At 41.5% G+C, this 20731-nt stretch carries 17 protein-coding genes and 1 pseudogene; 5 read left to right on the forward strand and 13 right to left on the reverse strand.

Translation table 11 applies throughout. The annotated features are described in order from the left end of the window. Window positions 1–1780, forward strand: a 1780-nt coding sequence (locus GZ1_RS14530; protein WP_255211304.1) for an ImmA/IrrE family metallo-endopeptidase, incomplete at its 5' end; no start/stop codon positions are given. An 89-nt stretch (window positions 1781–1869) separates the two neighbouring features. On the opposite strand, the gene GZ1_RS14535 is transcribed toward GZ1_RS14530, so the two are convergent. Together GZ1_RS14535 and GZ1_RS14540 are read right to left on the reverse strand one after the other, a co-directional pair. After that, window positions 1870–3564 (reverse strand): AlwI family type II restriction endonuclease, encoded by a 1695-nt coding sequence (locus GZ1_RS14535; RefSeq protein WP_011229483.1) that lies wholly within the window; start codon window positions 3562–3564, stop codon window positions 1870–1872. A 21-nt stretch (window positions 3565–3585) separates the two neighbouring features. After that, the gene (locus GZ1_RS14540; RefSeq protein WP_060788762.1) at window positions 3586–5484 is read right to left on the reverse strand and encodes a Dam family site-specific DNA-(adenine-N6)-methyltransferase; all 1899 of its coding nucleotides are present in this window, start codon (window positions 5482–5484) and stop codon (window positions 3586–3588) included. A 612-nt stretch (window positions 5485–6096) separates the two neighbouring features. Between GZ1_RS14540 and GZ1_RS14545 the strand changes: the two are divergent. Further along, window positions 6097–6393, forward strand: a pseudogene (locus tag GZ1_RS14545) (tyrosine-type recombinase/integrase); the annotation flags it as partial. Between the two features lie 467 nt (window positions 6394–6860). On the opposite strand, the gene GZ1_RS19685 reads toward GZ1_RS14545, so the two are convergent. The 4 genes from GZ1_RS19685 to GZ1_RS14570 all read right to left on the reverse strand — a co-directional run bounded on the left by GZ1_RS19685 (window position 6861) and on the right by GZ1_RS14570 (window position 10217). Then, window positions 6861–6989, reverse strand: a complete 129-nt coding sequence (locus tag GZ1_RS19685) for a hypothetical protein (RefSeq protein ID WP_255211305.1) — start codon at window positions 6987–6989, stop codon at window positions 6861–6863. Window positions 6990–7415: 426 nt separating this feature from the next. Beyond that, window positions 7416–7631, reverse strand: a complete 216-nt coding sequence (locus GZ1_RS14555; protein WP_008881774.1) for a DUF3006 domain-containing protein — start codon at window positions 7629–7631, stop codon at window positions 7416–7418. Window positions 7632–7641: 10 nt separating this feature from the next. Then, window positions 7642–8487, reverse strand: a complete 846-nt coding sequence (locus GZ1_RS14560) for a ComEC/Rec2 family competence protein (protein WP_012301080.1) — start codon at window positions 8485–8487, stop codon at window positions 7642–7644. A gap of 1322 nt (window positions 8488–9809) precedes the next feature. Next, on the reverse strand, window positions 9810–10217 hold the full coding sequence (locus GZ1_RS14570; protein ID WP_049752141.1) for a DUF6290 family protein: 408 nt from the start codon (window positions 10215–10217) through the stop codon (window positions 9810–9812). Window positions 10218–10513: 296 nt separating this feature from the next. Between GZ1_RS14570 and GZ1_RS14575 the strand changes: the two genes are divergently transcribed. Beyond that, window positions 10514–11044 (forward strand): competence protein ComK, encoded by a 531-nt coding sequence (locus tag GZ1_RS14575; RefSeq protein WP_033017423.1) that lies wholly within the window; start codon window positions 10514–10516, stop codon window positions 11042–11044. 234 nt (window positions 11045–11278) lie between these two features. On the opposite strand, the gene GZ1_RS14580 is transcribed toward GZ1_RS14575, so the two are convergent. From GZ1_RS14580 to mobQ, 7 genes are read right to left on the reverse strand one after another with little or no spacing between them, the layout of a single operon-like run. Continuing rightward, a complete protein-coding gene (locus GZ1_RS14580) occupies window positions 11279–12121 on the reverse strand; it encodes a hypothetical protein (protein ID WP_233499958.1) in 843 nt (280 codons plus the stop codon). Beyond that, on the reverse strand, window positions 12114–12470 hold the full coding sequence (locus tag GZ1_RS14585) for a hypothetical protein (RefSeq protein ID WP_033017425.1): 357 nt from the start codon (window positions 12468–12470) through the stop codon (window positions 12114–12116). The genes GZ1_RS14580 and GZ1_RS14585 overlap by 8 nt, the downstream gene beginning before the upstream one ends. Before the next feature lie 16 nt (window positions 12471–12486). Continuing rightward, window positions 12487–13479, reverse strand: coding sequence for an ArdC family protein (locus tag GZ1_RS14590; RefSeq protein ID WP_060788765.1), 993 nt, complete (start codon window positions 13477–13479; stop codon window positions 12487–12489). After that, entirely contained in the window at window positions 13476–13670 is a 195-nt protein-coding gene (locus tag GZ1_RS14595) for a hypothetical protein (RefSeq protein WP_044736727.1), read from the reverse strand. The genes GZ1_RS14590 and GZ1_RS14595 overlap by 4 nt, the downstream gene beginning before the upstream one ends. Window positions 13671–13702: 32 nt before the next feature. Then, window positions 13703–15823 (reverse strand): type IA DNA topoisomerase, encoded by a 2121-nt coding sequence (locus GZ1_RS14600; protein WP_060788766.1) that lies wholly within the window; start codon window positions 15821–15823, stop codon window positions 13703–13705. Window positions 15824–15844: 21 nt separating this feature from the next. Then, entirely contained in the window at window positions 15845–17980 is a 2136-nt protein-coding gene (locus GZ1_RS14605; RefSeq protein ID WP_060788767.1) for a VirD4-like conjugal transfer protein, CD1115 family, read from the reverse strand. An 18-nt stretch (window positions 17981–17998) separates the two neighbouring features. Beyond that, window positions 17999–19930 carry a MobQ family relaxase gene (gene mobQ / locus GZ1_RS14610; RefSeq protein ID WP_060788768.1) on the reverse strand — a complete coding sequence of 644 codons (1932 nt, stop codon included), beginning with the start codon at window positions 19928–19930 and terminating at the stop codon, window positions 17999–18001. A 227-nt stretch (window positions 19931–20157) separates the two neighbouring features. Here mobQ and GZ1_RS14615 point away from each other — a divergent pair, with 227 nt between their 5' ends. Together GZ1_RS14615 and GZ1_RS14620 are read left to right on the forward strand one after the other, a co-directional pair. Beyond that, window positions 20158–20409, forward strand: a complete 252-nt coding sequence (locus tag GZ1_RS14615) for a hypothetical protein (RefSeq protein WP_060788769.1) — start codon at window positions 20158–20160, stop codon at window positions 20407–20409. Continuing rightward, a complete protein-coding gene (locus GZ1_RS14620; protein WP_042385881.1) occupies window positions 20384–20638 on the forward strand; it encodes a hypothetical protein in 255 nt (84 codons plus the stop codon). Before GZ1_RS14615 ends, GZ1_RS14620 begins: the two co-directional genes overlap by 26 nt. The last annotated feature ends 93 nt before the right edge of the window (window positions 20639–20731 follow it).

Below are 20731 nucleotides of genomic sequence, written 5' to 3' on the forward strand. Positions count from 1 at the left end.
AGGGGAGAAAATAATGATAACAGGAAAAGGAATTATTGATGATTTCTTTAATAAAAAGAATCCTATTGATAAAAAGAAGATATTATCCAATATATGTAAATATACATATATATATTATGGAATAATCCCATTTGCAAGCTGGTTTGCAAAAGATGAAAGAGGAGTATCTTATGAGGATTTGTTGTGGGAACTTTTCCGATCAGCAAATGCAGAAGAAACTTCAATTGGGGCTTTTTTATTATTGGCAGAAATAAAAGAAAAATATCCTCCTGTACCAATTGGATTCGCTCAACGGGCATTGACTATCTGGTGTCAACGAGATTTTAAGGACGATAAAGTACTGGCTTATGTATTTAATCGTTTCCCTCAAAATCGTAAAGAATGGATAAAAATATTAACTGATTATGGACGATTCAAAGGTGATATACAATTAAAATGGGGAGATTCATCTTTAGAAACTATCTTACATCTTTGTTTGACCATGATAAAAGGAGTACAGACATGTAAAATAGAGCAGATAGATTACTTTCTCAAACCTGAACTGGATCGATCTTTGAACCTTCTTACCAAACAGATAATCGGTTTAGTGAACAATAGCGAGGAAATTAGTAATCATTTTATCAATGAATTGCTGTCAGCAATTCCAAACAATAATTTGAAATTAACTACACGTATGTTAGCTTTTCAACTATTGACAATGAAAAAAATAAAAGAACGAGTTGAACCATCACACATTGCCAGAGTTTTTTTTAGTTCTTCTGTAGATGCTCCGTCTCCCCTTGGAGCTTTATTATATAATACAGCAAAAGAAATAAGTGATTTGGCAGAGGATATTCCAATTCCTTTAAAGTTGGTAGCACGATCAAACCGTTATATGAATGAAGACTACAGCCAAATCAAGCCTGAGGCATGGAAGGAAATTCTTCATGCCTTTCATACTGAAATAAAAAGTAATCACAGTATAAAGAAACTTCAATATCCAGAAGGATTTACAAATGATATGATTGTCAGATCACTGTTAAGAGAAACAAAAGTACAATCACCTATTGATCCGTTTGAATTATGCGATCAATTAAATATATTGGTTAAGACAGTAGAATTACCTCATAACATAGAAGCATTTACTATCAAAAGTGAATCGGCTGATAAGGGAATGATTGTACTGAATTGTAATTTTCGAGAAACAAATAGGCAAAAGTTTACGTTAGCACATGAGATCGGTCATCTTCTAAAACACTCCTTTCCAAATGGAACTAATGTTTTAGTGGATGAACGTGTAGAAGAGTTGCTTTCTAATCAATATACACCGTGGAATCAATATGTTAATCTGCAATGGGAAAGGGATGCAAACGATTTTGCGCATCGTTTGTTATTACCTACGGGATCGATTGAAGAAAAGCAGTTAAAAAGGATTCAATCCAATTTTGTAAGTAATATATCGTTTTTTTCAAAAAAATGGGGAATTTCTATGAGTGTCTTATCATCGAGACTAATTTCTGTTACAGATATAGAGATGATACTTATTATCTCAGAAAATGGGGATATTGTATTTTGTCAAGTTTCACCTTCCTGGGAAGGAGAGACAGTGTCATTAAAGAATTGTACTGTCCCTGATAATTCTCTTACGTATGATTTCATCTACTGTGAAAAATTTAGTTATACATCGCGGCCAGGTCAAACGAATTTAAATATTTGGTGTAAGGAAGCAGATGATATCTTTCTAAAAGAAGAAGTATTTGCCACTGGTTATGGAAAAGTGTATACATTTTTGTATAAGTAAAGTTTAAATAAAGTTGTAATATTAAAAGAAGAAATGAGAGCTAACGTCAATTCTTGCTGCTCTCATTTCTTTGTGATTTGATCAATTTGTTAAGTAATGGAGTTTAAGCGTTGTACGGTCCGATCGATTTGTTGTTGTATTCTCCGTTTCCATTCTGGAGCGTCATTATTGCTTTCAACGAGACAGTCACGAAGCACTTGTTCTAACAATTTATAATCCAATCGTCCGTTTATTCGGAATCCAGTTTCAAATAAATGGATAAACTGTTCTAAGGTTAAAGGAACAATTCTTAAGGCCATTCGCGAATCGTCTGGTCGATACCACACACCGATTCGGAAGGTTTCGGCAGTATTTGTATCGATTTTATTTGCAAGGAATAGTCCATAAACTCGCTTCCCATGTTGTTCATAGTGATCTACTATTTCCGCAACATGCCTACGTACTGGTTCCCCTTCCGCAGCCTCTTGACGTGAAGACTGCGTTAGAGTGACCTCAACTACTATAACGAAATCATCGAATTCAAAAATCATATCTGGTCCATTACCAGGGGCTGGATGTAATGGCAGAAAGTCTTGGTCAACTTTAAATCTCCTTGCTTCCCACGGCTCATTACAAAGCGAATTTATTGCTAAAAAGGCTCGCCAAATTGACCATTCGAAATATGCAGCACCTTCTCCTTGTGGAATTATACTATTACGTCGAATTGGTTGAGTTAAGGCTTGAAGATACTGCAATATATCCTGCCATTGATTAGCCTGATCTTGCGCATACTGCTTTTCAAGAACTTTCAACCAATCATCTTCCAATTCAAGGCGCAAACGAGAGAGATCAGGTACTCCCATCTCTTCAAGGTTAGGAAGTTCTACTGTTTGGCCACTTTCTGTGAGAAGCTGAGCTGTTGTCTGAATCACCTCGATAGCCTTAGGAGCATTGTCGGTAGGTAGCTTTGCTCCATTCCAAAGTGTCTCAAGATACTCACTTTCTGGTATCGGAGTGTATGGTTCTTCAAGAATTTGCTCAATGATGGTTTTTTTATGGCTTGCAAAACGAAGTTTGTTTCCCTTTTCTACAAAAAGACCGGTTAACTTCAAATATCGGAAGTTCGAGTCAGCATAATCCATAAGCGTATTTGCGCTTTGACTCGCAGTTACAACTGATTGTAGATGTTCTCGAATTAACTCTTTTCTCATCCTTGCACTAGTAGCTGTAGCAAGTTTCTCACGATATCTAACAATGCGATTGACCACATCATCAATTTCTTCTAAAGACGTTGTTAGTTGAACAATTGAGGCCATCTCGTGCTTGCTAATTTCAGCTTCTAACCCCCGACGTTCTAACGCAGCTATTATTTCCAGGACTATGCGAAGCGGGCTAAAAATAGGTTCGTGAAAAGATCTTTCGATGTCTGAAGGAATTTGATAGGCTAGTAATGCTCGCAAAAAACATTCCTGTTCACTAGGCATAGTCCTTGATTCCACGAGTCTCATTCCATTTGGAGTGATCGTAAATGGATCATCTGCAAAAAAGGGTTTGATAAATCCAAGCTGCATTAAAGCAGCACGCCATTTTCTTCCTACGTCGCTGGCATCACTACTTGGTGAATCATTGAGTCTTTTAACAAAAACGATACCTTCATTATGAAGGAGTTTGGCAAACTCCTGCTCTTTTTCTCTTCCGATTAGGTTCCCATGCAGTGGAGAGTTCAAGAGGACTCTCAATCCATCTTTCAAACGTTTAGCGTTGCGCACAGTTGTATTGCCGATGTACCATGCTTTTTGCGTCATGAATTGTTCCCCCGATAAAACCTAAAATCCGACAAATAGATACTCTTGAACTTGGTTGTTGTTGTCTCCAACTTTATGTCCTTGGTTGCCAAACGAGTATCTATGATCTATGGACACAACTTCGATTCTTTTTTTGTATTTAGCCATCAAAGCAAGCATTTCGTCTTTTGTAGGTAACGAGTTAGAGGAATAGGATACTATCAAGATGCTGTTTTGATGGCGTTTGAACAAAAGATCAAAAGCATCATGAGCACCTTTGATGGAACTAAATGGAGTAGGGTAGCTCTTGAATTTCTTTGTTTTTGTATGCCATTGCATTTCTACTCCTTTCCAGTTCCGAGCGATTCCTTCAACAAAATGATAGCGACGAACATAATCGTTATCTGACAATGGACTGTAGTAAGGTGGATCAATATAAACTAAATCTGCTTTTTGTCGACAATCCATTGCATCACCATAACGAGATTTACTCATTTTCCCATTATCAAAAACTGCTCCATTCACTTGTGTTACCGCCTCGAGAAATTGTTGCTGTAAAGTCAGAGTTAAATCGCGTCTACCGTCGTCGTAACGATATCCCGTATAAGTAAAAATACCTCGAGGACGTTTTTTAAGACACGCTCTGACTAGTGCTGATATAGCAATAGCTCGTTTATATTCGTTTTTTAATCTGTCTAAATTTGCACGAATAGTATCAATAAACTCATTATCCTCATCGTTGAAATACAGGTCCTTGAATGTCTTGGAAACAAAGTTATCACGTGGAGTTGACTTATCAAACAAAAGCTCTATATCTTGATCGGTTAAGGTTACAAAACTATTCTCGACCATCGCTTTTGTAAAGTAATGCGAAAAGGCCATATAGTCATTGCTGAAAACCTGCTTTCCTTGAGTTTTAAACATATAACTAACTACGCCACTTCCGCTGAACAGATCCAGAACGCTATCGAACTGGAAATGAGAAGCAACAGACCAGATATGTTCTAAAAGGTTCTGTTTGCTCCCCATAAAACGAGTCGGAGGATATTTGTCCATTTGGCTTGGGAGTTTGACGGGTTCTGGAACGATAAAAATACGTTGTTTTGGTTCGACCTTTACCATGACGTCCTCTCCTGTCCTTTTTGAAGCGTCGCTATTTATGTTTCTCCGAGTCTTATGAACGCTAATTGCGTATTTTCCATACAGTTCATGAACTAAAGGGTGATTCGAGTTTGTCAGTATGACATAACACCCTAACTCATGAAGCCTGTCAACTTCTTGGGCAAGTTCAATATGATCTTCTTCGTAAAACTGTTCCTTCGTATATCTTTTGAAGTCAGAATACTTTCCAACGGGCAGATACGGCGGGTCGAGAAAAATAAAATCGCCCGGTCTCGCGTGTTCTCTCAAAACGTCTTTATAATCGCCTTCAACAATGAGGACGTCTTGAAGTGCGTTACTAGCCGCACGAAGATTTTCTTCATCACAGATTTTTGGATTTTTGTATTTCCCATAAGGAACATTGAATTGTCCTTTTCGATTCACTCGATATAATCCGTTGTAGCAAGTCCGATTCAAATATATAGTTCGAGCTGCTCTTTCAACCGGAGACAGTAAATCTGGGTCAAGACCTCGAACCTCATAATAGAAAGATTCGTCATTTTTCATTTCTTTCAAAATTGAAATCAGTTCTTCGACATTGTCAGCAACGACACGATACAGGTTTATCAGTTCAGGATTAGAATCCGCAATAATTGCGTCTTTTGGGGTGAGTGCAAAGAACAAAGCACCTCCACCAAAAAACGGTTCTATATATCGGTTATATTGTTTTGGTACTTGTGGCAACAACACGTCTAGCATTTGTTGCTTTCCGCCAGCCCACTTCAATATTGGTTTTGGTTTCACCATAGTTCTAATTTCTTCTGAAGCCTGTGGTTTCATTCTGTTTTCTCCTATCAACTATCAGTAATCTTTCTATCAAAAATAATAACATATATATGGGATGTATTGAATTATGCGGTTCTGGTGCGAAGAAAATTCACAAAAAACATAGGACATGAATTTCCTGCTAACTTACGGATTATGGAGCAATATGGATGATTTAGGGCTGATGATGTTTTTATTTGGATAAATTTTGTTTTTCTATACTAATCATGCCCTTTTTTAGATTAGTAGTATCAGTATGTCTAAGTTTGACAATTACTTACAATCAGCCTAAGGTTCTTTGCACCAGAACCATATACGAAACAAGCAATTCCCGATATAAAGTACTATAAGCACCAGACCGGATGTATCCGGTCTTTTTTAATAAACATATGGCTCCTCTTCATCATAACACCTTATTTTCCCAATAACATCTTGACTTTTTTAACAAAATATAAGAACATATATTCGTAAATAGAACATATGTTCTTAAAAAGGGGGTCTTGCGTCGATGTTGCTTGATATTTCTCGTCTGCCAAAAAATAAAATTTTATGTATCGACATGAAAAGTTTCTATGCCAGCTGCGAATGCGTCGATCATGGACTGGATCCGTTTCGAGTGGGAATGGCCAAAAAAAGAAACTTTATGTTGCAGCATCTCCATATGTCTTTTATAGTCAACGATCACTGAAATTCTTACTAAGGGGAATGCAGCGAATGATTGAAAGCTACATCCTACCGAATAAAAAGCTCACGCTCCATATGTTCCGGCATACGTTTTGTAAGTGGATGTTAAAAGCGACGAACAACGATATCGAAAAGGTGCGCCGGCTAGCCGGTCATAGCCATATCGCTACCACATCGCGGTACTTAAAGGACAGCTACAGTGATTTGGCGGATGCGGTGGAGGCGTTGCCAAAGTTTTAATATTGTTGTATGTGGAAAAGGGAGAAAAAACAGCAATATATCAGGGTGACATTGTTGGTTTACTGGTTTGACCCCGGTTAACTCCGACGCCACCGAAAAAGCCGGAGGTCGATTTGTCCTGGCTGGCCGTGTCACCGCACACTCTGGGGGTCGTGTGGATGTCCTGTGTTGACTCTGGGATGTCCTCAGGAGGAGGCAGACGCCGCCACGAAGGATACCCATGGTGTCTCGTTCTCCCCCCATCCGGCGTTTCGTGACGTCAATGACATCACGCCCCTAATCCCGACGCTTACCGTCCGGCTCGTTTTGTGGGAACAAGACGGACAGTTGCGTCAAGGGGCGCTGGCATTATCCGATGATTCGGTGCCGTTGCCGCTCGATCGCGTCTCACTGAACCGAGACACATGTCGTCCGTCAAGGGCATCGATGAAGTCTTGTGTGAGCCGCTGTCCATACCGGAAGATTTGCTACTCGGCGGGGATGACAACCCGATTGACCGGCTGAACGCTGAAGAAGGCTTGGTATCCTTCGCCACACCGCTTGTAGCGCACTTCCACTTCCTCGCCCACACAGCCAAGGGGGCATTTCCGCGACATCCTATGTCTCCGACGCGTCCCTTGATTGAGTCTGCCCTGCATCATCCAATCCTACAAAGCCTCCCTTTCCCCAAAAACGTCTGTATGAGCGCATTAGGTCGGTTTTTAGCGGTGTTCTTCTTTTATCCAGTGATCCGGCTTTCAGCCATCGGACGAATGGATACCACGGGCAACAGACGCCCAGCAGTCGCCACGATAGCGGCCACTCGCTTCGTACCTTGATTGAGTCCACGATTGAGTCCACGAAGGTTGATCTTCTCCATCATTACAATGACGAGCCGCCAACCACCCATCATTAGTCGCCACACGCCTCTCACTGAAGGACAGAAGATGACTCTAACAGACAGGGGGGTCCCATGCCAGAGACAAAGAACGCCTCAGCGCTCCCTTGTTTTGGGAAAATCGTTTATATAAAAAAATGAGGTGTTACTCCTCAAACACCTCATTCATCAACTCTTCAATCTCTTTCCACCGCTTCTCTGTTTCTTTTTTATCCACTCGGAACTTTCCGTTCTCTTGTACAATCACATCGCCGGCGCGGGCGTTTTTGGGTAGCTTGCTTTTCTCAATATCGATCATTTTGCCATCCTCCGCCTCACAAACTGCCCATTTACCCTCGAAGCGATCAATGATATATTTCATTTAACCACCTCTAATAAATTGGTTTTACGTTGAAGGTAAGTGTTGTCCCGTTGGTTGTTGCGATAATCGTTCCTTGTTTGTCGGTACGGAATACCTTGACTTTATAAGATTTCAACCGATTTAAAACTTCCGATGTTGGATGGCCATAGGCATTCTTGCCAACCGAAATTACCGCATATGTTGGTTTTACAGCTTTTAAAAGTGTCGCGCTGGTCGATGTTTTCGCACCGTGATGACCTACTTTCAACACATCAGCGCGCAAATCCTTTTTCGCTTTAACCATATCCGCTTCTGCTCGAGTCTCGGCGTCACCTGTAAACAGGAATGACTTTTTGCCATAGGTCACTTTTAGGACAGCGCTCCAGTCATTTGTATCGCTAGTGCTGTACGATTTTACAGGGCCAACAAACTTAGCAGTCACACCTTTGATTGGCAGAACAACATCTGCTTTAGCAACTTTGATGGTAAGTTTCTTATTTTTCACAGCGACCAAGAAATCTTTATATGCTTGCGTTGTATTACCGACTTTTGGAGCATACACACTTTTCACAGGGAAAGCCTTGAGAACCTCATCAAGACCGCCAATATGGTCGGCGTCTGGATGAGTCGCGATCATGATTTCGATGTCCTTTACCTTCTGCTTTTTAAGATAGGCGACGACATCACTGCCATCTTTATTTCCTCCATCAATGAGAATGTCCTCTCCATTTGGCGCTTTAATGTAAATACTGTCACCTTGCCCAACATTGATGAAGTGTACATACATGTTTTTTGGGGCTGCGTCTGTTACAATCCCCGGTAGTATTGCTATCATAAATACAATTACAGCTACCATCAGCATCTTGATTTTCCTCATTGAAAACTCCCCCTTTTACTTTTCAAGAAGATTATACCATCAATTGAGCTAAGAGGGAGTATAGAAAACAAACAGGAGGCGAAAAAATGTTCGGTATTATCGGTAAACTGAAATGTCCCGTGTGTTCAAAAATCGTACATCCCAAAGATAAGGTGTTTCTGGACATAATCAATACAGTCATTCATCAACGATGTTACTATCAATACTACACAACTCGTAAATTTCTTCCCTTCAAAGATCAAGGGACATTCCAAAAAATGCTGCTTAAATACCCATTTTTTCAGGATGGCGACACCTCCAAGGGTATGTAACATTTATCGTCTGACAGTTAATTCACAAGAGACATTATGTCCTTCCTCCGAGTACAATGATATGATGTCTACTGTCCTTCCTTAGGGGGATGTAGAGAAAATTGTGTCAAACAAATCTCCCTTTGGGAGAAGATTGCGGCGACACACTTTCTCTCATAGGGACATGCCAGACAATTCCGAGGCGTCTACTGTCCTTGCAGGGGACAGCAAGTTTCCACGTTGTCTTCGTGGTTCCTCTCTGCCGCGACCCTCTGCGTCCTCATGGGCTCCCTCAAACGAGTATCGGGGGACAGGAGACCCCACCCGCTGTCTCTCAACAAGACACCTGTCGCGCCTCGCTTTGTTGTTGCATAATGGAGAAGCACTCTCAAGGGAAAGTCGTCCTGTCTTGGCGTTGTCTGTTGTCCCTTGTTGCGACAATAAAGGGTGCGGTCTGGCCCGCCCTACAGAAGTTATGTAGGCAGAGGTGGACAGTACGGAGGACAGATGGATCTTCTTCTTTCACTGCTGTGCATTGTACCGCGACATCTATGTCTCTCCCTCGTCGTCTATAGAGTTGTAGTTCACGCTCGGCTTACTTATCCACTATTTCAACAAGTCTACGGTTTATAACTTTTCTTTCTTTTGATTTTGCATTCATAACATTGTGCTAATTAATCACACAATCTTTCCGCAAAATCTTTCTCTAATCCACCTTCAAAATACCGATCAGTCACTGTTTTTGTCATATAAGATGTGTCTTTCAAAACAAGCATAAAATCCCTCTTTTCCCTCCTTTTCAGCTGCTTTATCTCTTCATTTCATCTCTATCAAAGTACAACACCAAGATCCAAAACCCTCGGGACTCCCCCCACCAATCTAATGAGGTATTGGAACAAAACCAATTTGGTTTATTCTTTCTTTATGGTCGCGGGAGCAAGCAGGCTGACGCCCATAATATAAGGGCGACGAACCATTTCACGGGAACGTCAGTTCTTGACCAACCTCTTAAGATTGCAAAAAATAAGAGCGTTAGAAACGCTTCCACTTCAATTCCGATATGAGTTGCCGCACCGCCTCTGACTCCGACATGTTTTTTGTCTGACAGTATTTCTGGAGAAGTTCGTAAAGCTCGTCGTCCAAGCGCACGGTAATGCGATATGACTTGGACTTTTCTTCTTTTGGGCGTCCACGTTGGAGCTTTTTGCGTTCGACGCGCAGATCATCATGGACGACAACATCGAGGTATCCGAACCGCTCATAAATGTTTTTATGTTTCTCTACGAATTCTTCCCACATTCGGGGAATTTCTTCAAGAAGCCGGAGGTACTCTTCCTGCAGCCTCTTTGTTTCCTCTGGGGACCGAGGGCGCCGCTTGCCGAATTCCTGAAGGACGAGAACCTGAAAATCGTGCCGCTCATAGCATCTTCCTTCCATCATCGCCATCACCTCTATTTTTTGTCCGACACTATTTGTGTTTATTATACCTCCAGACTTTCACTAATTCAACATTTTTTGTCTGACATAAAATTAAGATACCAGTGCCAATTTTGCCTTTCAAAGCACAAATTAATCGAATCGGCGTTTTTCAGAACAAAAATCGCTGTTTTCGAGCTGAAAGATAATGTTTTGTCATTTTGATTTTTTTGCCAAATAGGGGTATATTGTACTTAAAAATGTGATATTTTCGACAAATTTCACCCCGAGCGTTAAGGGGAAGAAGGGGATGAAAAAAGTTGGACTGGGAAGAGGTAAAGCGGTTCGCCTATGCCGGCCAGGCGTTTATCCCTGTCAACGTGGAAAACAGAGGGGATTCGGTCAAACTTTTTTTCAGGAGCGGGGAAACTAAGCTGCTTGACGTGCAATCGAGTCTGTTTTTGAAGCGGCTTCTGACCTTCTTTGGCACAAGCATTTCGATCAACCGCCATCGGTATGGGGAGTTGGTGGGGAAAAAGCAGCTCGTTCCCATCGTATTGTCGTATGGCTTTACCATCATTCCGTTTAACGTTCGCGAGCCGGTCGGCCGACAAAGCCGTGTAGGGTGGTTTGTGTCAAGAGAGATTGAGCAGTTCCGGCAAAGATCTCCCCAGTGCACCACGATCCATCTTCTTTCCGGACATCAGATTCCTGTGTTTCATTCCCGCAAGTTCTGCATTGACCAACTCAAAAATGCAAAATGGATTGAGATGTGCTACGGGGAGATTCATGAACCGCATCGCAGGCAATGGATAAACGGCAGCGCAGTTTGTGAAACGGTGGTTATGTAGTGAAATGAATGATTTATCGCAATAAACCGGAAGGATCGGCGGCATTGGAGGCCGCTTTTTTCTTTCCTAACAAGCAAAAATTATAATGGGGTGAGGCAAAGGAAGGAGCGTACTTGGGAAGGAGGTAAAAAAAATAAAACGCATTTTTAGCCTGTTGCATTTTTTAATGCAACGGCCTAAAAATGCGCCAGGACAAGACTAAAGAATATTGCTTTTATAGCGAAAGAACCTCTCTTATCGTTCTAGTACGCTTGATCTTTCTCGGAATTTCTCTAACGATTGATATTTATCGGGATGGGGTTGTGGGTCAGGTTTTAATTGCAAGAACGGATTCTTCCATAAAGCATAAAATTTCACATCCTCCCGAATCCATTCCTTGGCTTTCTTCGGTTCTTTCCAGTCTTCTCGAATTTCTTGCAACGATTTCTTTGTGGCAAAAGTGTGCGTGAAAGTGCCTTTATCTCCTTCTAACTGTACGGATAGAATATGTAAATGATTCCTCTTTTCCAACAATTGAATCGCCTTCACTCTAAATTCTTCGTTTCTCACAAACTCGTATTGATGATTCCCGCGATCATCTCGCATAAACTGCATTTTCTCGGCCAGTGTGACTTCTTTGAAAAAACCCATGAATTTTGCATAATAAGGATTTTCTTTCTCCATTTCAAGAACATGAATCGGGCGATTCTTGATCGTTTCGTGAATATCAATTAATTGTATCTTCGTTTCTAAGGGCAAGCTGCCAACTTTTAATATCATTTGTTCCTTTCGGATAAGGGGAAAACGATGAGCTTTAATCACCCCTTTTAAAGCAATATCAGCTCGATCGCTAATAATATTGGCAGGTACTCTTAATTCGTTTTCCTTTAATCGATAATAGGGCTGCTCTGTTTTTCCTCCTTTAGTGACAATGGCGTGGGCAGGAAGAGTGGCGTATCCGCCCCTGAAATTTCCGATCACAACAGCAAAACGGGTTTTCGTAGGGGCGGCGTGTGCTTCTTTATATTGAGGATTGGGATAGTCCCTCACTAACACAATATCTCCTGTACGAATGGACATCCAATCATTCTTATTCACGGATTCCCCACGCTTTCTTTACGGCGTCGGCTAATTTTTCTTCATCGTTTTCGTCCAACGCTTTTTCGATCTCTCTCACTGTTTCTTCTGGTACTCCTTCATCTACAGCTTCTTCTAAATACTCAACTAAGTAAAAAGCATACGAAGGATTCGGACGTCCTTCTTTCTCATGGATTTCCACCCTTGATTTTAAATAGTTCAAGGCCTCGTCAAGATACTTTTCTTCTTCCTCCGTAATTTCTAAGTCTTCGATCAGTTGCTCTCTTGTTTTATCAAAGGTCGTGTAACTCCATAAAAAATCATAATATTCGTCTGGGGTCATTTTGCAGAACGGTTTTGTCTTTTCCATATTCATCACCTCATTATTAACGTTGCAGCTGCATCTCTTTATCTTTTTCGTTTTTATTGTTTTTGTCTTGATCTTTAGATGACTCATGTATCTGACGCAATTCTTTGATTCGTTCTTTCATCAACTCGTCAATTTCTTGGATAATACCCTGGGCGACATGCTGAATCTCTTTCATGGCCTGTTTCGCCAACTGAATGTCTTTAGCCCAGGTCGCAATATATCCAGCGCTGTATGGTTCTGTGTCCAATCCGTAATATTTGGAGACGATAAATGCAACAGCTTCAGCTTGTGCTTCTTTGTGTCCTCTAGGCAATTTTTGCATGTCACTGTCTTTATGATGTAATTGAGCGTGGGCGTATTCGTGAATGAGCGTTTTGAATTTCAATGAAGTATTTTCAACAGACGCATTAATACGAATAAGGTGCTTTGCTCGATCATAGTACCCCTTTGTATTCGGGTCGTCCAATACCTCTTCTTTCACCTCAATTCTGTTTTTATTCAAATGAGCCAGAAAATGCTTGTAAAGCGACTGAATGTGCTCGCTTTCTTTTAAATCTTCACGAATCAATTTTCGGATATCAAACAGCTCTTTTCCTTGGGTTTGGCTAATATCAAAGACGTTGACAAAGCGAAAGCCTTTTAGAATTTCTTTCTTTTCCATCACTGTTCGCCCCTTTTCATCACGGACAGGCTCGTTCGTTTCAGGGTCAATTTTGGGTTGCAACTTCTTCTCGAAGATCGGTGCAAAAATCTTAATGGCCTTTTCGCCTTTTTGAACGTGTCTGCCAAGCTCCTGCCACGCTTTGTATCCCATAACCAACGTGGCATTGGGTTTCTGTGATAAAATCATCATGACATTGTGAAGGCTGTACTTTGGAAACCTCGCAACCACCTCTAGGTATCGTTGAAACTCTCCATTCTTGAAAATGCGCTCAATGGCTCGATCAACTTCTTTTTGGATTTTGTTCAGCTTTTCTTTGTATTCATTCGATTGTTGGTAATAACTCATGATTCATCCCTCACTATGGCGTACAGTGGCTCATACAGTTTTTTCCCGTTCTCTTCATATTCCAGATACCCTACTATCTCATAACCAATGAGAAATTCTCCTGAAGGAATCTCAGAAATGGTCTTAAGACCCGGCGGCTTAGTGCGATAAATCGGCTTTTCGCTGCCCAGGATTTCATGGTACTCGTACATAATTGGTCATCCTTTCTTCAAATGGTCTTGGTTTATTGGAATGTGAACTGGATTTCCCCTTTTTGGAGCGTCAAATAGGCGTCAAAGGTCTTTTTCCCTTTGAATCCCTTGATCTTATTGGTTTTTCCTTTTTCACAAAGCTGCTTAACGTGTGTCTTAGTGATGGTTTTTCCTAAAATGGACTTCGGAAATGTCTGCTTACACCCGTTGGCATACTCTGTACATCCGTAGAATGTCTTTCGATCGACAATGTATCCTTTTTGACAACGAGGGCATGGGGCGATCGTATTTTCCTTCTTGATCTCTTCAAGCGCCTGTTTGGCATCGATACGTTCAACATCCTGAGAAGCCTGTTGAATCAGTGCATAACATAGCTTTTTCGCCTGCTCAATAAACACCTCTTTTGATCGGTTGCCTTTCCCGATTTCTTGCAAAAACAGCTCCCATTTCGCTGTCATTTCTGGTTTGGATAGGATAGTTCCTTTGACTGCTTCGCAAAGGATTTCTCCTTTCTTCGTCACAAACACTTGGTTTTTCTTTACTTCGATTAGTCGCCGTTGAATCAAGGTATCAATAATGGCTGCTCTTGTGGCTTCGGTTCCTAACCCCTCAACCTGATTCAGCGCTTCTTTCATCTCCCGATCTTCTACGTACTTTCCGGCTGTTTTCATTAGTGTGATAAGCTGTCCTTGGGTATACGGCTTTGGTGGTTGAGTCATCCCCTGCTTAACGGAAATATCGGCTTTAGCCGATTCTCCTTCTTTAACTTCAGGTAAAATAGCTACTTGTTCCCCTTCACTTTCTTCGTCTTTTTCGTTTTGATACAGAGCCTTCCATCCCATCTCTTTCTCTGTTCGTCCTTTAGTGACAAATTCTTGTTTTCCAACAGAAGTAATGATGACGGTTTCGTCATAAACATAATCAGTCATGAACATAGCCAGGGCGCTTTTTAAGATTTCGTAATACACTTCTTTTTCGTCAGACGAAAAAGTTTCAAACGCCTTAGTGTCAGGGACTTTTTCTGTTGGAATAATGGCGTAGTGATCGCTCACTTTCTCTGGATTTACATAGCGTTTAGAAGGCTGAAGCGAACGAATAGGAACATGAATGCCTAGACACTGTTGATATTGGTCCACATGCTTTTGTAAGTAGGTGTATTCTTCCTCGGTGATATATTGCGAATCGGTTCGAGGATACGATACATATCCTTTCTCGTATAAAGATTGCACAAGCTCCAATACTTTCGTTGGACTGAACTTTTTGGTTCGGTTGAGCTTGCTTTGCAGCGTTGATAAACTGTGCAGTTTCGGAGCTGGTGTTCGTTTTTCGCTGATTCGTACGCTCTTAATCACTGCTTGGTACGTCTGTTGCTCTTTCGTGATGTCGGGACTGACAGCTTCGTACAATTCATCGGGAGACGAAAAACGTTTGTTTAGTTTTCCTCGGTATGTTCCGTTCTTAACTGTAAACTGCCCCTCTAGTTCATAAAACGGTTCCGGCCGAAAGTGTTCAATTTCTTTTTGGCGATCGTAAATCAGTTTCAAAACGGGAGTCTGCACCCGTCCGACGCTAAATACATCCCGGATGCCCTTTTGCTGAAGAAGCAGCGTATAGAGCCGACTAGCATTCATTCCTACTAGCCAGTCGGCGATCTGTCTCGCCTGGGCTTCATGAAACAAATGGATGGTTTCTTTCCCGTCTTTCAGTTCAGAAAACCCTTTTCGAATGGCATTTTCGGTTAGAGATGATGTCCAAAAGCGCTTAATCCGTTTTTTCGAGCATCCGGCCATGAGGATAAGCAGACGAGCGATATTTTCTCCTTCCCTGGCTGGATCGGTCGCAATAATGATTTCATCAGCCTCTTTAAGCAGCTTCTTAACGGTTTGAAACTGTTTGGCTTTATCCTTCGACACTTTGTACTCAAACTGCCCAGGAATAATCGGCAAAGTGGCCAAGTCCCATTTTTTCCATTCCGGACGGTATTCCTCTGGCTCTTTCAGCTCGACTAGATGGCCAATTGCCCAGGTCACTGTTGCCCCGTTCGGAAATTCTTTACACGACTGAATAGAAAGAAAACCGTTTCCTTTGGTATGTGGAAACGGTGATGCGAGTTTTCGTGCCTGGTCGGGTTTTTCTGCAAGAATGACGATCATGAAAGCATCCCCCTATCGATTTCAAATTGGCAGCTCGTCGGCGATTTTCTGATTGCTTTCTTCTTGCTCTCCTTCGCTGTCATCGCTGAATTCGCTGAATTCTTCAATGATCTCCATTAAGTCCTCCTCGGTGATCTCATCTTCCATTTCATCGAATGCGTCTAATTCTTCCTCAATTTCATCTAAAATCGATTGTAGTTCTTCTGCTTCTCCCACTTCTTCGGATTCGTTTTCTTCATCTTCGTTTTCATCCTCAACGTTGCCAAGTAATACCCTCAATTCCTCTTCGGTAATCTCTTCGTCCTCTTCGTCTTCGTCAATCTTATTGATCTCATCGATCATTTCGTTAAGCAATACCACATCCGACTCTTCTAACTCTTGCTTGACTTCTTGGATGTCTTGGGCAGCCGAATCTTCTTCATCCCATACCCATTCTCCATTCCACAACGGCACAGTATATCCTAAACGGCTTCGGTATTTTTCATAGTTGCTCAATAAATCGCCGTAAATATCGAACTGCCACGCTTTTTCTAACTTCATCGGGTAAGCCCCAGATACGAATAAATAACAAGTGTTTTTGTCCATGTTCATAAGTTCGCCCGGCGTAATCAATGAGCGCTTTACATATTGCTCTGAAATGCTTTTGCTGCCTTCCTTACGTCCATAGGAAGCACTTTTCTGTTTGTGCTTCACCGTAGTCTCTCCGGCGAGTTCGCTAAAGTATTTCGCTGTTTTCGTGTCTTTCGTTCGCAGAAACAACTGAGTATCGTGGTTATTGATGATCGAACGAGCCATTTCCGGGCCATATCGTTTTTTGTCCTCTAGCTGTCCGATGTCCTGGATAATCGTCATCATGGCCATACCAAGTCCACGACAGGTTGCCAATACTCGCGGATATTTGTTGATCGTGCCGATGTTGGCGAATTCGTCCAACAGAAAGATAGTGGGAATCGGTAACTTCGAGTGATTCTTGTCAGCAATGTCGTACAGAACAGCGATCAACTGTTCAAAGAACGTGGCGGTCAATTGAACAAACGGGTTTTCATCCATGCGAATCTTGATGTACAAAACGGATTTTTCTTTCTGCAAGTCATGAAATTTAAAATCGCTCTTAGCAGTCATTTTTGCGATCTTTTGCATTGCGAAAATGGAGATTTGTTGCGCCAAGGTAGCCATAATGCCAGCTCTAGTGTTTCCACTGCTCATGTTTGCAAGGGTGAACATATGATACGCTGGATGGTCTGGGGACATATTTTTAATGATTTCATCCAAATATTCTTCATCTTTTCCTGCTCTCGCCACCATTTCAACGACATGGCGCATATTGGCCTTGTCTTTGTATTTTTCCTTCACGTACAGGATGAATGCTGACAGAAAGGCGACAGCTGATTCACTCCAGAAATCGCGTTTTCCTTCGTCAACCGAGTTAGAAGCGATCGTATTAGCAATTGCCCTAGCATCCTCATCATCCTCGACGTAGTCTAATGGATTGTATCGATCGCAATTGACGAAATTGATAAAGTCCACCTGATAGACTTTGTATCCTTGGTCCCTTTTGATCTGATGGGTAGCTTCATATATTTCCCCTTTCGGGTCTGTCACAATAATAGTTTCTTCCGTATGGTTAATCATGTTAGGAAAGACGAATGATTGACCTTTCCCAGACCCCGACGAACCAATGACCAAGACATTTCGGTTATCGATCGTCGTGTTTCTCGGAATGATGAGAAGTTCCCGTTTTTTTGGCACTTTGCCAACGATAATCCCTTTTTCCATCTGAAAAGCGTCAACAGGGTCTGTCGTATACGAGTTGTTTTTCGAGAACATCTTGCCGTCGATGACTTCATCCGGCGTTCCCCACCGGGAAGTTCCATGCAAGCCAAAGTCGCTAGCATATTCTAACTTCGGAACAATAATGGATGACCGAAAAGTGTATAGCAGCGCTGCTAAAATCACAAACGGAGCCAATGAGAAAACCGTTTTTAAGTTCTCTTCCGTGTAAACAAACGTGATTAACTCTTTCGGTCTTAATAAAATTTCTTTTAAGTCGCCTCCGTTCCCGATCATATAAAACAATCCCATCAGAACATAGGCAGCTATAACGGTCAACACAACACTAGCGAATATCGGCTTCCAGGCATCTTTTTTTAAGTTCATCGTGATTTCCTCTCCCCCTTAGCGTTCAAATTCTTGACCACGATATCTTCTGCGTTGCCGTTTCTTCGTTGGATCTTTCTCATATTTCTTGCGATCATTCGCTCGTTGCGCTTCTTCTATCGCTTCTAACAAGCCATCAGCCACATGTTGCCGGTATTGATACTCCATAATCTGCACTTCTGTTTCAGGTTTTGGCATACGTTCGAGTTTTTGTTGTTCGCTAACGTGGATACGGCGTAAATCTGCCTCAAGGTCTTTACTGCTTTCGCCGCGTTCCACCAGCTCATGCAACCGCAACAAAGCTGCCGTGTTCGTGATCGATACATCTCTGCCGTAATGCTCGCTCAAAATGGCTTGCAAGACGGCTTTGTTTTCCTCAAGCTCCTTGCTCATCTTTTCTTTTCTTAACATGCATTGCTCGATCTTCCGGCTCGCTTCAAAGGCCTGCTCAAAGTCTCTTACCTTCAACGCCTCCATGCGCTCTTTCGATTGCTTTTGAATCGTGCGATTCAAAACGAAGAGACTTTGATACATGTTTCGGGTTTGCTCCGCGAAGGTTGGCATCCGATGAGTCTCTTGCTCTTTCTTCGTCGCATAAGCAGGAATTTCACTCTCTGGCAGCACGCTTCCCGTGTCTTTAAAGTATTGGACGGCATGATATTTTTCCTCAATCCGGAAGTCAGCTCCGGCATGAGGATACAAGACTCGGAACTCTTCTTCTGTTAGCCGTTTTTGCACTTCCAGTGCTAATTCGGCTTTCTTCAGAACCGCTTCGTATTTGGTCAATTCGTTTTCAAAGGATTTCTCCATTTCTTTGAGTTGCGCGATTTTTTCTTTCAGCTGCTCGTTAAATTTGCCAGGATAGAAACCATATTGAATGACTTGTTTTGGTTCTTGCTGATACACATGATACGCCTTATTGATGACATTCTTAAGCGCTCGCAGCTTCAGCTGCTGGCTGTCGATTTTTTTCTTCCAATTGCCTTCGGCCAGATCATGATACACACGTCTTGCTACAGCAAAATCAACATACGATTTTGCTCGCTTGGCAACCAAAAGCAGTGATGCTTTTTCTACATCGTTTAGAGAAGCATTTTTGCGAATAGATTCGATCGTTTCATTGAGCGATTTTTCTTCTTGATAATCAGAAATGGATACAACTTTTTCTTTTTGTTTTAGTGCTTTTAGTTCTTGGTTGATGCGCTGAATTTCTTGATTTAGCTTTCCATAATAGGTAACTGGTTCATATGGTTTCCCTTGTTTCTCAGCTTCTCTTTTCATTCGTTGTTCGTATTGATATGCCTCACGAGAAAGACGAATTTGAGGCACTTTATCGATTCCTTGTTTCTCATAGCTTTCATGAGAAACGCGATCATCGATTCCTTTTTCTTTAAATTTTTCGTTGATCTTATCAGCGAAGTTTTTCCGCCATTTCAGCAGCGTTTCTTTATCATTCCAGTTGGTTAGATGAACAGATTTCCCATTCACTTTTTTGCGTTTCTGCCCCCACGTTCCATCCTCGTTAAACGGGCGCATGGTTAACATGATGTGAGCGTGTGGATTGTGTTTTTTATCACGGTGAATGGCGATATCTGCCACCATTCCTTCATCCGAAAAATTCTCTTTGCAGAAATCCAAAAGCAATTGTGTTTGCTCTTCATTGGTTAATTGTGTTGGAAGAGCAACAATGATTTCTCTGGCTAATTGAGCATTATGTTGTTTCTCTACTTTCTCGACTTCATTCCACAAGCGTTCGCGATTGTATACCCAATCAGGAGCATGTTTTGGCGCAAGAATATAAGTTTCCGGAGGAACGTCACGATGGCCGTATTTTTTCGTTAATCCATCCCGTTCTGAATACAATGCTTCTCCACTTCGATAGGCAGCACAAGCAACGGCTGAACGATCTGCTTTATTGATGATTTGTGTACGGAATAGAAAGTATGCCATCGTCATTCCTCCTTTCTTAATTTTTTTAGCCCCTGCGGGTCATTTGTCGAAGACAAACTTTTTATCGAGCGAAGCGAGTTCCCATTTACCCCTGAAAGGGGTATAAATGGGCACTCATTTCATTCGTGACTTCATTATACCACAATTTTCTTATTTTGGATAGACATAAAATTCCTCATCATGTAAAATATTCTTAAGAAATATTCAAAGAAGAAAGGATGAATGAAATGGCAAGAAAAGACCCTTTGTCCAGAGCACAAGAGATTGAGGAACAGATCAAAAAATTGCAGGAGAAGCAGCGAAAATACATCGAGCAAGCTCAAAGAGAAATCGGTCAGTATCTAATGGAAACGTGGGATATTGAAGATATCGAGCAGGCGAAATTGTTGATTGACAAATTCAAAGAAGAAGCAAAAAAATATTTCGATAGTGCTCAAAACACGGAGGGATCCAATGGACAAAAAACGTCCGATCAGTGATCTGCAAAAACGAATTGAACAACTGGAAGAAAGAAAACGACAAATATTAAGATTGGCAAAAGAACGTGAACGTAAAAAAAGAGCGCATCGGTTGATACAAACCGGCGCACTAGCGGAAAAGTACTTTGAATTGGAACACTTGACAATCCCAGAACGAGAAGAATTGTTTAAGATTTTCGCGAACTACATTAATGAAAAAAAGCCGGATAAATTTAAGAAAAAAGAATAAGGAGGCCACAGTTAATATGGACTCCCGAGATCACATCAACCAAAGTTTGTATGAGATACTTGAAGAGATTTTGGAAAAGGCTAAACGGTCACG

Origin of the sequence: Geobacillus zalihae NBRC 101842 (assembly GCF_001544135.1) — a bacterium.
GTDB lineage: Bacteria > Bacillota > Bacilli > Bacillales > Anoxybacillaceae > Geobacillus > Geobacillus zalihae.

Excerpts from the sequence above, each read along its gene's own strand:
- GZ1_RS14535 (WP_011229483.1), bottom strand. The coding sequence starts at position 3,564 with ATGACGCAAAAAGCATGGTACATCGGCAATACAACTGTGCGCAACGCT.
- GZ1_RS14540 (WP_060788762.1), bottom strand. The coding sequence starts at position 5,484 with ATGAAACCACAGGCTTCAGAAGAAATTAGAACTATGGTGAAACCAAAA.
- GZ1_RS19685 (WP_255211305.1), bottom strand. The coding sequence starts at position 6,989 with ATGTCGCGGAAATGCCCCCTTGGCTGTGTGGGCGAGGAAGTGGAAGTG.
- GZ1_RS14555 (WP_008881774.1), bottom strand. The coding sequence starts at position 7,631 with ATGAAATATATCATTGATCGCTTCGAGGGTAAATGGGCAGTTTGTGAG.
- GZ1_RS14560 (WP_012301080.1), bottom strand. The coding sequence starts at position 8,487 with ATGAGGAAAATCAAGATGCTGATGGTAGCTGTAATTGTATTTATGATA.
- GZ1_RS14570 (WP_049752141.1), bottom strand. The coding sequence starts at position 10,217 with ATGATGGAAGGAAGATGCTATGAGCGGCACGATTTTCAGGTTCTCGTC.
- GZ1_RS14585 (WP_033017425.1), bottom strand. The coding sequence starts at position 12,470 with ATGGAAAAGACAAAACCGTTCTGCAAAATGACCCCAGACGAATATTAT.
- GZ1_RS14590 (WP_060788765.1), bottom strand. The coding sequence starts at position 13,479 with ATGAGTTATTACCAACAATCGAATGAATACAAAGAAAAGCTGAACAAA.
- GZ1_RS14595 (WP_044736727.1), bottom strand. The coding sequence starts at position 13,670 with ATGTACGAGTACCATGAAATCCTGGGCAGCGAAAAGCCGATTTATCGC.
- GZ1_RS14600 (WP_060788766.1), bottom strand. The coding sequence starts at position 15,823 with ATGATCGTCATTCTTGCAGAAAAACCCGACCAGGCACGAAAACTCGCA.
- GZ1_RS14605 (WP_060788767.1), bottom strand. The coding sequence starts at position 17,980 with ATGAACTTAAAAAAAGATGCCTGGAAGCCGATATTCGCTAGTGTTGTG.
- mobQ (WP_060788768.1), bottom strand. The coding sequence starts at position 19,930 with ATGGCATACTTTCTATTCCGTACACAAATCATCAATAAAGCAGATCGT.
- GZ1_RS14615 (WP_060788769.1), top strand. The coding sequence starts at position 20,158 with ATGGCAAGAAAAGACCCTTTGTCCAGAGCACAAGAGATTGAGGAACAG.
- GZ1_RS14620 (WP_042385881.1), top strand. The coding sequence starts at position 20,384 with ATGGACAAAAAACGTCCGATCAGTGATCTGCAAAAACGAATTGAACAA.